This window comes from Nonomuraea sp. AD125B (genome assembly GCF_041402765.1).
Lineage (GTDB): Bacteria > Actinomycetota > Actinomycetes > Streptosporangiales > Streptosporangiaceae > Nonomuraea > Nonomuraea bangladeshensis.
In genome coordinates this window covers 22,066-35,391 of record NZ_JBGLOU010000001.1, presented here as the reverse complement: position 1 = coordinate 35,391, position 13,326 = coordinate 22,066, and the positions used below count along the sequence as shown (strand labels likewise).

Genomic DNA, 13,326 nt, shown 5'->3' with positions numbered 1-13,326 from the left:
CGGGTGCCAGGGGCGCCTCGCTCCCCGTCGCGAGAGACGGCTCACTTCCGGTGGTCTCTGGCGGCACCCGGGTGGGAGCCACCGCGCAGGTCGCGGACAGCACTCGGTCAGAGTCGCCCCATGCAGGTCACGGACAGCACTCGGTCGGAGCCGCCCCATGCAGGTCGCGGACGGCATCCGGTCGGAGCCGGCCGCACGCAGGTCGCGGACAGCATCCGGTCGGAGCCGATCGCGCACCGGTCGCCATGAATCACGGAACCCGGCCAGGCATGCGCTCGTCACGGCGAGCAGCCCGTGAGCCTTCACGACCGGCCATGACGGACGGCCGCCCACGTCGGCGCGTGCGGCCCACCTGGCCTTGCCGTGAAGGATGGATCTGTCAGGGAGCAAGCATGTCAACGGTGAGGTTGGCCTCGGTGTTGGGGATGCCGAGATCGGACGCCCGCTTGTCCGCCATCGCCAGCAGCCGCCTGATCCGCCCGGCGATCGCGTCCTTGGTCAGCGGCGGGTCGGCGATCTGCCCCAGCTCCTCCAGGGACGCCTGCTTGTGCTCCACCCGCAGCCGCCCGGCCACCACGAGGTGCTCGGGCGCCTCGTCACCGAGGATCTCCAGCGCCCGCTGCACCCGCGCCCCGGCGGCGACAGCGGCCCTGGCCGAACGCCGCAGGTTGGCGTCGTCGAAGTTGGCCAGCCGGTTGGCGGTGGCCCGCACCTCGCGCCGCATCCGCCGCTCTTCCCAGGCCAGCACGCTGTCGTGCGCCCCCAGCCGGGTGAGCAGCGCGCTGATGGCGTCGCCGTCGCGTACGACGACCCGGTCCACGCCGCGCACCTCGCGCGCCTTGGCGTGGATCTTCAGCCGCCGCGCCGAGCCCACGAGCGCGAGGGCCGCCTCGGGCCCCGGGCAGGTGACCTCCAGCGACATCGACCGCCCCGGCTCGGTGAGCGAGCCGTGCGCCAGGAACGCGCCACGCCAGGCCGCCTCGGCGTCGCACGCCGCACCGGCCACCACCTGGCGCGGCAGGCCGCGCACGGGACGCCCGTGGTTGTCGATCAGGCCCGTCTGGCGGGCGAGCGCCTCGCCGTCGCGGTAGACGCGCACCACGTAGCGGGAGCCCTTGCGCAGGCCGGCGGGGGCCAGCACGAGCACCTCCGCCTTGTGGCCGAACACCTCACCGATGTCCTTGATCAGGCGCCGCGCGGTGGCGTTGGTGTCGAGCTCCGCCTCGATCACGATCCGCCCGCCCACCAGGTGCAGGCCGCTGGCGAACCGCAGCAGCGTGGAAACCTCGGCCTTGCGGCAGCAGGGCTTCAGCACCGGCAGGCGGCTCAGTTCGTCTTTCACCACACCTGTCATCGCCATAAGCGTTTAGTCCTCTCCCCCATTCAGACCGGCTCACGCCAGTCTCTCGCACCTTCGCGCCACGCCGACCAGGATCAACGCTTCCGGAGGAAAATCTCGTCCAGGACGGAGGCAAGACGTCGTGGGTCGTGCCGGGGCGAGCCGTCGCCGGCCGCCACGTCCGCCATGACGAGCCGGGCGCCGAGCGCGGCGGCGGCCTTCTCCAGGGCGTCGGGGTCGTCGACCACGCCGGTGTCGGCGAGGACGACGTCGATCGACAGGTCCGGCGCGTGCTGCCTGAGCACCTCCAGATGCTGCTGGGGGGAGAAGTCGTCGGTCTCGCCGGCCTGCGGGGCCAGGTTGAGCGTGACGAGCCGGCGGGCCCGGGTGGCGTGCAGGGCGCGCGCCAGCTCGGGCACCTTGAGGTGCGGCAGCACGCTGGTGAACCACGATCCGGGCCCGAACACCACCCAGTCGGCCTCGGACACCGCCGCGACGGCCTCGGGCCGCGCGGGCGGGTCCTCGGGCACCAGGGAGATGGCCTGGACGCGGCCGGGGGTGAGGGCGCACGCCACCTGACCGCGTACGGTCGAGATGACGCCGTCGAGCTCCACCTCGGCGACGATGTCGAGCGGCACGGACGCCATCGGCAGCACGCGGCCGTGCGCGCCCAGCAGCCGCCCGACCCAGTCGAGCCCGGCCACCGGATCGCCCAGCAGCTCCCACAGGGCCACGATCAGCAGGTTGCCGACGGCGTGCCCGTGCAGGTCGCCCTCGCTGCGGAAGCGGTGCTGCACCACCTCGCTCCAGGTGCTGCCCCACTCGTCGTCGCCGCACAGCGCCGCCAGCGCCATACGCAGGTCGCCGGGCGGGAGCACGCCCAGCTCACGACGCAACCGGCCGCTGGAGCCGCCGTCGTCGGCGACGGTCACGACCGCGGTCAGCTCGTCGGTGACCATCCGTAATGCCGACAGGGACGCGAACAGCCCGTGCCCGCCCCCGAGCGCCACCACCCGCGGCCCTCTGCCGACGGCGGGCGGGTCGTCGTCAGCGCGCGTGTCCGCCGATGCCGCGACGCCGTCATCGGTCACTCCCGCCCCACATCCCGATGGCTCACCTGGACCTCCATGCCGCGGTCACGCAGCCGGGCGGCGACCTGCTCGGCCATGGCCACGCTGCGGTGCTTGCCGCCCGTGCAGCCCACCGCGAGCGTCGCGTAGCTCTTGCCCTCGCGCGCGTAGCCGGCCGCGACCACCTTCAGGACCTCCTCGTACGCGTCGAGGAACTCCTTGGCGCCCGGCTGCCCGAGCACGTACTCGCTGACGGAGGCGTCGAGGCCGTTCATGGGCCGCAGCTCCGGCACCCAGTGCGGGTTGGGCAGGAACCGGCAGTCCACGACGAGGTCGGCGTCGACCGGCAGGCCGTACTTGAAGCCGAAGGACACCACGTTGAGCCGCAGCCCCGGCCGGTCATCCCCGCCGAAGTACGCGACGATCTTGTTGCGCAGGTCGTGGACGTTGTGCGAGGAGGTGTCGATCACCAGGTCGGCGTTGGCCCGCACCTCGCGCAGGATGCCCCGCTCGCGGGTGATGCCGTCGACCAGCCGTCCCTCGCCCTGCAAGGGGTGGGGCCTGCGGACGTTCTCGAACCGGCGCACCAGCTCCTCGTCGCTGGCCTCCAGGAACACCACCCGCACCCGGACCCCGCGGGCCTCCAGCTCTTCGATGGCCGCGTTGAGGTCGGTGGTGAAGGCCAGGCTGCGCACGTCGACCACGGCGGCGACCTTGTCGGCGGCCAGCTTGACCTTGCCCGCCTCCTCGGCCATGGCGAACAGCAGGCCCGGCGGCAGGTTGTCGATGACGAACCAGCCCAGATCCTCCAGGGCCTTGGCCGCCGTGCTGCGGCCCGCCCCGGACATGCCGGTCACGATGACGAACGCCGCGTCGGCGCTCATCTGCTCTTTCCGCCCGTCAGCCCGGTCACCGGCACTGCCCTCACGGCTGTCCATGTCAAAGCCCTTCCCGGCCGACATCGCCTGCCGGCCCAGCGACCCGGGCGCATTCCGCACGGCGGCCGTCCGGCACGCCCGGCCCGGTCATCGCGGCACGCCATCCACCATAGCGGACGGCGGCGATCGCAGAGCGCGACGCAACCCCTGCACGCCGTCGCCCTGTCACCGCCCTCCCTCTTCCCGAGGCGCGACCTCCCCGGCTCCATCCCCGCCCACAGAGCCCGCCACCCCAGCCCCGTCCCCGGAACTGACCGCCTCAGCCCCGTCTCGGGAACGCACGACCTCAGCCCCGTCCTCAGAACCCGCCGCCTCAGCCCCGTCTCGGGAACGCACGTCCTCAGAACCCGCCGCCTCAGCCCCGCCTCGGAAACCCACCGCCTCAGCCCCATCGCGGGGACGCACCACCGCAGCCTCATCCCCGGGACGCACCGCCTTAGCCCCGCCTTCAGAACCCGCCGCCATCACAGCCGTGTCCTTGGCGCCTGTCGCAGCGTTCCCCGTCATGCTGGCTTCCGCCGCGGACGCGGGCCGAGGCGACCCGCCTGCCAGGGTGGCGACGATGACCTCGGCGGTGGCCCGTCCGATCCCCGGCACCTCGCAGATCTCGGCCGCGCTCGCCTCGCGCAGCTTCTTCACCGACCCGAAGTGCTTGAGCAGCGCCTGCCGCCGCGCCGGCCCGAGCCCCGGGACGCCGTCGAGCGCGCTCTCCTTGACGCTGCGCGACCGCTTCGACCGGTGGTAGGTGATGGCGAAGCGGTGCGCCTCGTCACGCACCCGCTGCAACAGGTAGAGCCCTTCGCTGGACCGGGGCATGATCACCGGCTGGTCGTCCCCCGGCACCCAGACCTCCTCCAGCCGCTTGGCCAGTCCGCACACCGCCACGTCGTCGATGCCGAGCTCGTCGAGCGCGCGCTGGGCGGCGGCCGCCTGAGGGCCGGCGCCGTCGACCACGACCAGATTGGGCGGATAGGCGAACTTGCGCGGCCGGCCCGTCTCGGGGTCGATCGGGCCGTGCGCGCCCTCCTCGCCGCGCCCGCCGTCCTCGTCGTACTCGTCGGGGACCAGCTCGCCGGTGTCGGACCGCTCCTGCAGGTAACGGCGGAACCGGCGGAGGATCACCTCGTGGATCGAGGCGACGTCGCCCTCCTTGGTCTTGACCGAGAAGCGCCGGTATTCGCTCTTGCGCGCGAGACCGTCCTCGAAGACCACCATGGACGCGACGACGTTCTCGCCCTGCAGGTGGGAGACGTCGTAGCACTCGATGCGCAGCGGCGCCTGGTCGAGGTCGAGCGCGTCGGCGATCTCCTGCAGCGCCTTGCTGCGGGTGGTGAGGTCGCTGGCGCGCCGGATCTTGTGCTGGGCGAGCGACTCCTTGGCGTTGCGCGCGACGGTCTCCATGAGCGTGCGCTTGTCGCCACGCTGCGGCACGCGGACCTCGACCCGGGCCCGGCGCTGCTCGCTCAGCAGCTCGGCGACCGCCTCGCTGTCGGGCGGCAGAGCGGGTACGAGCACCTCGCGCGGCATCGACTCGGCCCCGGCCTCGGCGTACATCTGCAGCAGGAACTGCTCGACCAGCTCGCCCGGCGTGGTCTCCTCGACCTTGTCGACCACCCAACCGCGCTGTCCGCGGATGCGCCCGCCGCGCACGTAGAAGACCATGACGGCGGCTTCGAGCGGGTCCTCGGCCAGGGCGATGACGTCGGCGTCGGTGCCCTCGCCGAGCACGACCGCCTGCTTCTCCAGCGCGCGCTGCAGCGCCTGGACGTCGTCCCTGAGCCGGGCGGCGCGCTCGTACTCCTGCTCGGCGGCGGCGGCGCGCATCTCCTTCTCCAGCCGCTTGATGAAGCGGCTGGTGTTGCCCGCCATGAAGTCGCAGAAGTCCTCCGCCAGCTCGCGGTGCTCGTCGGGGGTGACCCGGCCGACGCACGGCGCGGAGCACTTGTCGATGTAGCCGAGCAGGCAGGGACGGCCGATCTGCCCGGCGCGTTTGAACACCCCGGCGCTGCACGTGCGTACGGGGAAGACGCGCAGCAGCAGGTCGACGGTCTCGCGGATGGCCCAGGCGTGCGAGTAGGGGCCGAAGTAGCGGGTGCCCTTGCGCTTGGCGCCGCGCATGACCTGCACGCGCGGGAAGTCCTCCCCCATCGTGACCGCGAGGTAGGGGTAGGACTTGTCGTCGCGGTATTTCACGTTGAAGCGCGGGTCGTACTCCTTGATCCAGGAGTATTCGAGCTGCAGCGCCTCGACCTCGGTGCCGACGACGGTCCAGTCCACGTCGGCGGCGGTGGTCAGCATCGACTGCGTGCGCGGGTGCAGCGCGGAGAAGTCGGCGAAGTACGAGTTGAGCCGCTGGCGCAGGCTCTTGGCCTTGCCGACGTAGATCACCCGGCCGTGGGCGTCCCTGAACCGGTAGACCCCCGGGGACTCGGGGATCGAACCCGGCTTCGGCCGGAAACTCACAGGACTGCGCGCAGATCTCGCCACATTTGAAGCCTAGTAGCCCCCACCGACAGACTCATCCGCCCACCGCCGAGCCCGCCCCACCGCACACGCACACCGCCGGCACCGGCACCGGATGCGGACGGCGCCGGACACGAGGACGCGGGCCCGCCCCGCGCCGTGGCGGACCCGCGTCCTCACGCCCTCATCGCGCCGTCAATCAGGTCACCGTCAATCACGTGACCGTCGATCAGGCCAGGGTGATCTGGTCACCCTCGACCTTGATCGCCTGCTCCGGCAGCGGCCCCTGGGCGGGCCCGCCCGTCACAGCCCCGTCGGCGATGTTGAACGTGCTGTTGTGGCACGGGCAGACGATGTTGCCACCGTCGACGCTGCCCACCACGCACCCCTTGTGCGTGCAGACCGCGCTGAACGCCTTGAACTGCCCCTCGGTGGGCTGCACGACCACGATCTTCTGGTCCTTGAGGATCGTGCCGCCCCCCACGGGGATGTCGGCCGTCTTGGCCAGTGCGGCGCCGCCGGCCTGCGGCGCGCTGGACTCAGTGGCGGCCGCGGTAGGTGCGGCGGAGCCGGTTGCGTCGCCGCCGGTCGCCGCATCGGTGCCGGTCGCCGTGTCGGTGCCGCCACAGGCCGCGAGGGCCAGCGTGAGGCCACCCGCGCCGACGCCCGCTATCACTGCCCGTCGGCTTCGAAGGTCATCTCCCATGCGGATCACCCAACCGCAGCCAGGTGAGAAATTCATGAGACCTGCATGAGAGACGCCCACCGGTCCGCTAAGCCAGGCGGATCTTGCCGCCGTCCACCGTGATCTTCTTCTCCTTGAGCGGCTCGGGCGCGGGCCCGTCGGTCACGGAGCCGTCCTCGATGCTGAACTTGCTGCCGTGGCAGGGGCAGTTGATCGTCTTGTTCTGTACGGTGGCGACCGTGCAGCCCGCGTGCGTGCAGACCGCCGAGAACGCCTTGAAGTCGCCCTCCACCGGCTGCGTGACCACGATCTTCTGCGCCTCGAAGACCTTGCCGCCGCCCACCTCGATGTCGGAGGCGTCGGCCAGCGCCTTCTTGGCCGGCTTCTTCTTCGGCGCCGCGGACGACGCCTCGTCGGCCGGCTCCTCCTCGGGCGCCGCGCTGGCGTCGGTCGTCGGCGTGCCGTAGCTCGCGCACGCCGTCAGGAACGCCGCGAGCCCGGCGCCTCCCGCGCCCAGCATCATGGTCCGGCGCGTCGTATCCGTCATGGTGCGTCCTCCCAGGTTGCTTCTCCTTCAGGTACGGGCAGCGCCCGCGCGCCGGTTCAGCGTGCCCGAACCCAATCCGGGGGACCACGTAGAAATACCTGCTCAGGCCACCACGATGCCGTCGCCCTCCACCTTGACGGCGATGGCGGTCAGCGGCGCGGTGGCCGGCCCCTTGTTGGGGGCGCCGCTGTCGGCGGCGAACTCACTGCCGTGGCAGGCGCACCTGATGATGTTGTCCTTCGGCGTGCTGACGGTGCAGCCCTTGTGCGTGCAGGCCGCGCTGAACGCCTTGTAGACCCCCTGCTGCGGCTGCGTCACGACGAGCTTCAGGTCGCCGATGAGCTTGCCGCCGCCCACGGGCACGTCGGCCGTCTTGGCGATGACCTGCCCCTTCAGGCTGGGCCGCGCCTGGGCGCCGCCCGTGCCGCAGGCGGCGAGCGCCACGCCGCACGCCGCCACCCCGGCCACCCCGAGCACCTCACGCCGCCCGGGCACGCCCCCGGACCCCCGTCCGGACTCCCGTCCGGTGACGTCGCCCCGTGCCGTCGTGCCCTCCGGCCGCCCGTCTCCAGGCATGGCTCCGCCCCGCTCCGTAGCTGTCATGATCGCCTCGACCCTTCGCGTCGCCGCTGACCCCCTGCAGGTCAGGCCGTTACCCGTGCCACAACTGTATTGCCGCACCCCGCCGGTCCCGCTTCCGGGGCGGGACCGGCGTCGGCTCGACCAGCTCTCAAGGCGCTCAGACGGACAGGATCTTGCGCAGGAACCGTCCCGTGTGGCTCTCCTCGACCAGCGCGACCTCCTCGGGCGTGCCGGTGGCGACCAGCGTGCCGCCCCGCGAGCCGCCCTCGGGCCCCATGTCGATGATCCAGTCGGCCGTCTTGATGACGTCGAGGTTGTGCTCGATGACAATGACGGTGTTGCCCCCGTCGACCAGCCGTCCGAGCACGCCCAGCAGCCTGCGGATGTCCTCGAAGTGCAGACCGGTGGTGGGCTCGTCGAGCACGTAGATCGTCCGGCCGGTCTGCCGCCGCTGCAGCTCGGAGGCGAGCTTGACGCGCTGCGCCTCGCCGCCGGAGAGCGTGGTGGCCGGCTGCCCGAGCCGTACGTAGCCGAGACCCACGTCGTGCAGGGTCTGCAGGTGACGCCGGATCGCCGGGATGGCGTCGAAGAAGCCGAGCGCCTCCTCGATCGGCATGTCGAGCACCTCGGCGATCGTCCTGCCCTTGTAGTGGACCTCCAGCGTCTCCCGGTTGTAGCGGGCGCCGTGGCAGACCTCGCAGGGGACGTAGACGTCCGGCAGGAAGTTCATCTCGATCTTGATGGTGCCGTCGCCCGCGCACGCCTCGCAGCGGCCGCCCTTGACGTTGAAGCTGAAGCGCCCGGGCTGGTAGCCGCGCACCTTGGCCTCGGTCGTGGCCGCGAACAGCTTGCGGATGTGGTCGAAGACGCCGGTGTAGGTGGCCGGGTTGGAGCGCGGGGTGCGCCCGATCGGCGACTGGTCGACGTGGACGACCTTGTCCACGAGGTCCATGCCGTTGATCCGCGAGTGCCGCCCCGGCACCGTACGCGCCCCGTTGAGCTCCTTGGCCAGCGCGTTGTAGAGGATGTCGTTGACCAGCGTCGACTTGCCCGACCCCGACACGCCGGTGACGGCGGTGAACAGGCCGAGCGGGAAGTCGATGTCGACGCCCTTGAGGTTGTGCTCGCGCGCGCCCTTGACGGTGATCTGCCGCTTCTTGTCGCGCTTGCGCCGGCCGGACGGCACCTCGATGCTCCGCCGCCCCGACAGGTATTGCCCGGTCAGCGACTCCTCGCTGCTCAACAGGTCCTGTACGGTGCCGGACACGACGACCTGGCCACCGTGCTCGCCCGCGCCCGGACCGATGTCGACCACCCAGTCGGCGGCGGCGATGGTGTCCTCGTCGTGCTCGACCACGATCAGCGTGTTGCCCATGTCGCGCAGCCTGACGAGCGTGTCGAGCAGCCGCAGGTTGTCGCGCTGGTGCAGGCCGATGGAGGGCTCGTCCAGCACGTAGAGGACGCCGACCAGGCCGGAGCCGATCTGCGTGGCCAGCCGGATGCGCTGCGCCTCGCCGCCGGCCAGGGTGGCCGCGGCGCGGTCCATGGTGAGGTAGTCGAGGCCCACGTCGAGCAGGAACCCGAGGCGCGCGTTGATCTCCTTGACCACCCGCTCCGCGATGTGCATGTCGCGGTCGGACAGCTTGAGCTCGGCCAGGAACTGGGCGCACTCGCCGATGGACATCGACGCGACGTCGGCGATCGACCTCTCGGCCACCGTGACGGCCAGGGTGACCGGCTTGAGCCGGGCGCCCTTGCAGGCCGGGCACGGGATCTCGCGCATGTAGCCCTCGAACCGCTCGCGGCTCGAGTCGCTCTCCGCCTCGGCGTGGCGGCGCTGCACCCAGGTGATGACGCCGGTGTAGTCGGTGTAGTAGGAGCGCTGACGGCCGTAGCGGTTGCTGTAGCGGACGTGGACCTGCTCGTCGTAACCGTGGAGCAGGGCCTTCTGCGCCTTCTTCGGCAGTTGCTCCCACGGGGTGTCGAGGCCGAAGCCCATGGTGTTGCCCAGGGCCTCGATCATCCGTACGAAGTATTCGCTGGTGTGGCCGCCGGACCACGGGTGGAGCGCGCCGTCGCGCAGCGTGCGCTCCGGGTCGGGCACCACCAGGTCGGGGTCGACCTCCATCTTGGTGCCGAGGCCGGTGCACTCGGGGCAGGCGCCGAACGGGGAGTTGAAGGAGAACGAGCGCGGCTCCAGCTCCTCGAACGACAGGTCGTCGTAGGGGCAGTAGAGGTGCTCGGAGTAGAACCGCTCACGGCCCGGGTCGTCCTCGGGCAGGTCGACGAAGTCGAGGGTGATCGTGCCGCCGGACAGCTGCAGCGCGGTCTCGACCGAGTCGTTGAGCCGGCGGCGCGCCGACTCCTTGACCGACAGGCGGTCGACGATGACCTCGATGTCGTGCTTCTCGTACTTCTTCAGTGTCGGCGGCTCCTCCAGCCGCACGACCGTGCCGTCGACCCTGGCCCGCGCGAAGCCCTTGGTCTGCAGCTCGCGGAACAGCTCGGCGTATTCGCCCTTGCGCCCGCGCACGACCGGCGCGAGCACCTGGAAGCGGGTGCCCTCGTCGAGGTCCATCACGCGGTCGACGATCTGCTGCGGCGTCTGGCGGGCGATGGGCCGCCGGCACACGGGGCAGTGCGGCTTGCCGATGCGGGCCCACAGCAGGCGGAGGTAGTCGTAGACCTCGGTGATGGTGCCGACGGTCGAACGGGGGTTCTTGCTGGTGGACTTCTGGTCGATCGACACCGCGGGCGACAGGCCCTCGATGAAGTCGACGTCGGGCTTGTCCATCTGGCCGAGGAACTGGCGGGCGTACGCCGACAGCGACTCGACATAGCGCCGCTGGCCCTCAGCGAAGATCGTGTCGAAGGCCAGGCTCGACTTGCCCGAGCCGGATAGGCCGGTGAAGACGATCAGCGAGTCTCGCGGCAGATCGAGCGAGACGTCCTTGAGGTTGTGTTCTCGTGCACCACGCACGATCAGGCGGTCGGCCACGGCGATCCCGGTAGTCGAAAGGCGGATAGGTCCACGGGGGATGGTAGACGGGGGCTCCGACAATTTCGGCGGCCCGCAGTGCGTCCTCCGAAAACCCGTCCCTCTCAGATTACGGCCATCTGCCGGCTCGGCAGGATGCCTTCTGATGTGAACGCCTTGACCTGGTGTTTTATGCCCTGGTAAGGCACGGGCGGGCCGCCTGCCGACATGCCGGTCCGGCACCCGGGGAGATCCGAGGGCGAGGCGTTAGGCTGGTGCTCGTGGGGCGGACGTTCCTGCCCGGCCGCGCGGGATGGTCTTCCCGCCGCCGTCGTGGCTGACGATGCCGGCCCCCGCTGATCTGCCCGCGACGCCCCCGAAGGACTGTTCATGACCTACACAGGTGACGTCCAGGTCGGCGGTCCCGCCGACGTGCGCGAGCTGCCCGCGCTGACCGTCTCCAAGCTCGCCGTCGGCCCGTTCGACAACAACGCCTATCTGCTGCGCTGTACGGGGACCGGCGAGGGCCTGCTCATCGACGCCGCCGCCGAGCCCGACCGCCTGCTCGCGCTGATCGGCGACCAGCCGCTCGGCGCGATCGTCACGACGCACCAGCACGGCGACCACTGGCAGGCGCTGGAGCAGGTGGCCAAGGTGACGGGCGCCCAGGTGATCGCGCACCCGCTCGACGCCCCCGCGCTCCCGGTGCCGGCCGGCCGCACGGTCGAGCACGGCGAGACGATCCCGCTGGGCCACGTCTCGCTGGAGGTCATCCACCTGCGCGGTCACACGCCCGGCTCCATCGCCCTGCTGTACGACGGCGGTGAGGCGGGCCCGCACCTGTTCACCGGCGACTCGCTGTTCCCTGGCGGCGTCGGCAACACGTGGAAGGATGCCGAGCGCTTCAACCAGCTCTACGACGACGTGGTCACCCGCGTCTTCGACCGCCTGCCGGACGAGACCTGGGTCTACCCGGGCCACGGCAAGGACACCACTCTCGGCGCCGAGCGTCCCTCCCTGCCGGAGTGGAAGGCCCGGGGCTGGTAGTCCCGCAGGCTCCGAGGTCAGGTCAGGTCAGGTCAGCGGCGGGCGGGCACGCGCGGAGCGTCGCCGTCAGCCCGCACGCTGCTCCGGCTCCATGGCCGGCTCGCCGGGATGCCGCGTACGCGGGTGCGCTCGCGGCAGGTCGCCGACCTGGAGCTTAAAATCCGAAATATGCCGAAAAATCCCGTTAGTTGTGGATTCGCTCGGCTACCCGGCGCTGCTCCCGCTTGTAGAACATCATCCGCAGCGGGATCGCCGCCACGAGCGCGATCTGCATGGTCGCACCGATCTTGATCGGCAGGTCACCACCCTCGGGCCAGGCCACCCAGAAGGTGAGGAAGGCCACGTTGACCATGATCCAGCCGAGGACGACCGCCGCGAGCTGCCCCTTCGGCTTGGGGTACTCGATCCGGCTGACCATGAGCCAGGCCACGCCGAGAACGCCGACCAGCGTCCAGATGCTCGGCTGGAACAGCAGCACGATCGAGATCACCGTCATGGCGCCCATCGGGATGGGCAGCCCCATGAAGTCGCCGCTCTTGGTCTTGACGCAGGCGAACCTGGCCAGCCGTACGACGCCGGCGACCAGCACGGACGCCGCCGCCACGAGCACCGCCGCGAACGGCACCTGGTCGGTGAACCCGCCCCAGATCACCACCATGAACGCGGGGGCGAACCCGAAGCTGATGACGTCGGCGAGGTTGTCGAGCTCGGCGCCCATCGCCGAGGCGCGGAAGCGCCGCGCCACGAGGCCGTCGAACAGGTCGCACGTGGCGCCGATGAGCAGCAGCACGATCGCGGTGGCGAAGTAGCTCGGATCGGGCTTGAAGGGCCCACCCGCGACCTGGAGCTGCTGGATGGCGGAGTAGGCGAGCACGCACACGGCGAGGAAGCCGCAGACCGCGTTGCCGAGCGAGAGCGAGTCCGCCGCGGAGAGGCGGAAGGCCTTGCCGACCGGGCCCCGCGGTTCTTCCTCGCTCGCCTGCCAGCTGCCGGCGTCAGCCGCGGTCAATTCTGGTCACCCCCGCAACCGTCTTCTCGCCCACGGACACCGCGGGCGAGATCCCTTCGGGAAGGTAGATGTCGACGCGCGAGCCGAACCGGATGAGCCCGATCCGGTCGCCCTGGGCGACCTTCGCGCCCGAGGTCAGGTAGGGCACGATCCTGCGCGCGACCGCGCCCGCGATCTGCACCATCTCGATGTCACCAAGCGCGGTCTCGAAATGCCACACCACACGCTCGTTCTGGTCGCTGTCCTTGTTGAACGCCGGCAGGAACCCACCTGCCACATGCTGCACGGAGGCGACATTTCCCGCAAGAGGGGCGCGGTTGACGTGGACGTTCAGCGGACTCATGAAGATCGCGACCCGGGTGCGGCCGTCGGGCCAGGGGTCGATGCTCTGCACCACGCCGTCGGCGGGCGACAGGACGCGCCCCTGCCCGAGGGTCCGGTCGGGGTCGCGGAAGAACCAGAGCATTCCCCCGGTGAGCGCGCTCAACGGCACCGCCGCGAACGCCCATCGCCGGTCCTTGCGCGTCAGCAGCGCGGTGGCGGCCGCCGAGACCGCCGTCGGGAGAAGCCACGGGGAGACCCCGCGTGCGAGCCGGATGCCGCTCGACTTAGCAGAATCGTCTGACACGTACAACCTTTGGTGGTGACTGGACTGGGCGCTTTGCCATG

General features: G+C 71.0%; 10 protein-coding genes and 1 pseudogene. 1 reads left to right on the top strand and 10 read right to left on the bottom strand.

Annotated features, from left to right (window positions below):
* Positions 1-379: 379 nt before the first annotated feature.
* The 8 genes and pseudogenes from whiA to uvrA all read right to left on the bottom strand — a co-directional run bounded on the left by whiA (position 380) and on the right by uvrA (position 10,622).
* Positions 380-1,360, bottom strand: a complete 981-nt coding sequence (gene whiA / locus ACBR40_RS00155; RefSeq protein ID WP_026214667.1) for a DNA-binding protein WhiA — start codon at positions 1,358-1,360, stop codon at positions 380-382.
* 74 nt (positions 1,361-1,434) lie between these two features.
* Positions 1,435-2,352 carry a uridine diphosphate-N-acetylglucosamine-binding protein YvcK gene (gene yvcK, locus ACBR40_RS00150; RefSeq protein WP_329592422.1) on the bottom strand — a complete coding sequence of 306 codons (918 nt, stop codon included), beginning with the start codon at positions 2,350-2,352 and terminating at the stop codon, positions 1,435-1,437.
* A 74-nt stretch (positions 2,353-2,426) separates the two neighbouring features.
* The gene (gene rapZ / locus ACBR40_RS00145; RefSeq protein ID WP_371246940.1) at positions 2,427-3,293 is read right to left on the bottom strand and encodes an RNase adapter RapZ; all 867 of its coding nucleotides are present in this window, start codon (positions 3,291-3,293) and stop codon (positions 2,427-2,429) included.
* A gap of 603 nt (positions 3,294-3,896) precedes the next feature.
* Positions 3,897-5,810, bottom strand: a pseudogene (gene uvrC, locus ACBR40_RS00140) (excinuclease ABC subunit UvrC); the annotation flags it as partial.
* A 229-nt stretch (positions 5,811-6,039) separates the two neighbouring features.
* The gene (locus tag ACBR40_RS00135) at positions 6,040-6,486 is read right to left on the bottom strand and encodes a Rieske (2Fe-2S) protein (protein ID WP_371246939.1); all 447 of its coding nucleotides are present in this window, start codon (positions 6,484-6,486) and stop codon (positions 6,040-6,042) included.
* A gap of 97 nt (positions 6,487-6,583) precedes the next feature.
* Positions 6,584-7,042, bottom strand: coding sequence for a Rieske (2Fe-2S) protein (locus tag ACBR40_RS00130; protein WP_344215826.1), 459 nt, complete (start codon positions 7,040-7,042; stop codon positions 6,584-6,586).
* 102 nt (positions 7,043-7,144) lie between these two features.
* Positions 7,145-7,618, bottom strand: coding sequence for a Rieske (2Fe-2S) protein (locus ACBR40_RS00125; protein ID WP_371246938.1), 474 nt, complete (start codon positions 7,616-7,618; stop codon positions 7,145-7,147).
* Between the two features lie 163 nt (positions 7,619-7,781).
* The gene (gene uvrA / locus ACBR40_RS00120) at positions 7,782-10,622 is read right to left on the bottom strand and encodes an excinuclease ABC subunit UvrA (protein WP_371246937.1); all 2,841 of its coding nucleotides are present in this window, start codon (positions 10,620-10,622) and stop codon (positions 7,782-7,784) included.
* Between the two features lie 369 nt (positions 10,623-10,991).
* On the opposite strand from uvrA, the gene ACBR40_RS00115 reads away from it, so the two are divergent.
* Positions 10,992-11,648 (top strand): MBL fold metallo-hydrolase, encoded by a 657-nt coding sequence (locus tag ACBR40_RS00115; protein ID WP_371246936.1) that lies wholly within the window; start codon positions 10,992-10,994, stop codon positions 11,646-11,648.
* A 184-nt stretch (positions 11,649-11,832) separates the two neighbouring features.
* On the opposite strand, the gene pssA is transcribed toward ACBR40_RS00115, so the two are convergent.
* Positions 11,833-12,657 carry a CDP-diacylglycerol--serine O-phosphatidyltransferase gene (gene pssA / locus ACBR40_RS00110; protein WP_344215837.1) on the bottom strand — a complete coding sequence of 275 codons (825 nt, stop codon included), beginning with the start codon at positions 12,655-12,657 and terminating at the stop codon, positions 11,833-11,835.
* Positions 12,644-13,285 (bottom strand): phosphatidylserine decarboxylase, encoded by a 642-nt coding sequence (locus ACBR40_RS00105; RefSeq protein WP_344215904.1) that lies wholly within the window; start codon positions 13,283-13,285, stop codon positions 12,644-12,646. Before ACBR40_RS00105 ends, pssA begins: the two co-directional genes overlap by 14 nt.
* Positions 13,286-13,326: the final 41 nt, after the last annotated feature.

Bases quoted from the DNA above. Each gene is read 5' to 3' on its own strand.
- ACBR40_RS00115 (WP_371246936.1), top strand. From the start codon at position 10,992: ATGACCTACACAGGTGACGTCCAGGTCGGCGGTCCCGCCGACGTGCGC.
- rapZ (WP_371246940.1), bottom strand. From the start codon at position 3,293: ATGAGCGCCGACGCGGCGTTCGTCATCGTGACCGGCATGTCCGGGGCG.
- ACBR40_RS00125 (WP_371246938.1), bottom strand. From the start codon at position 7,618: ATGCCTGGAGACGGGCGGCCGGAGGGCACGACGGCACGGGGCGACGTC.
- whiA (WP_026214667.1), bottom strand. From the start codon at position 1,360: ATGGCGATGACAGGTGTGGTGAAAGACGAACTGAGCCGCCTGCCGGTG.
- ACBR40_RS00130 (WP_344215826.1), bottom strand. From the start codon at position 7,042: ATGACGGATACGACGCGCCGGACCATGATGCTGGGCGCGGGAGGCGCC.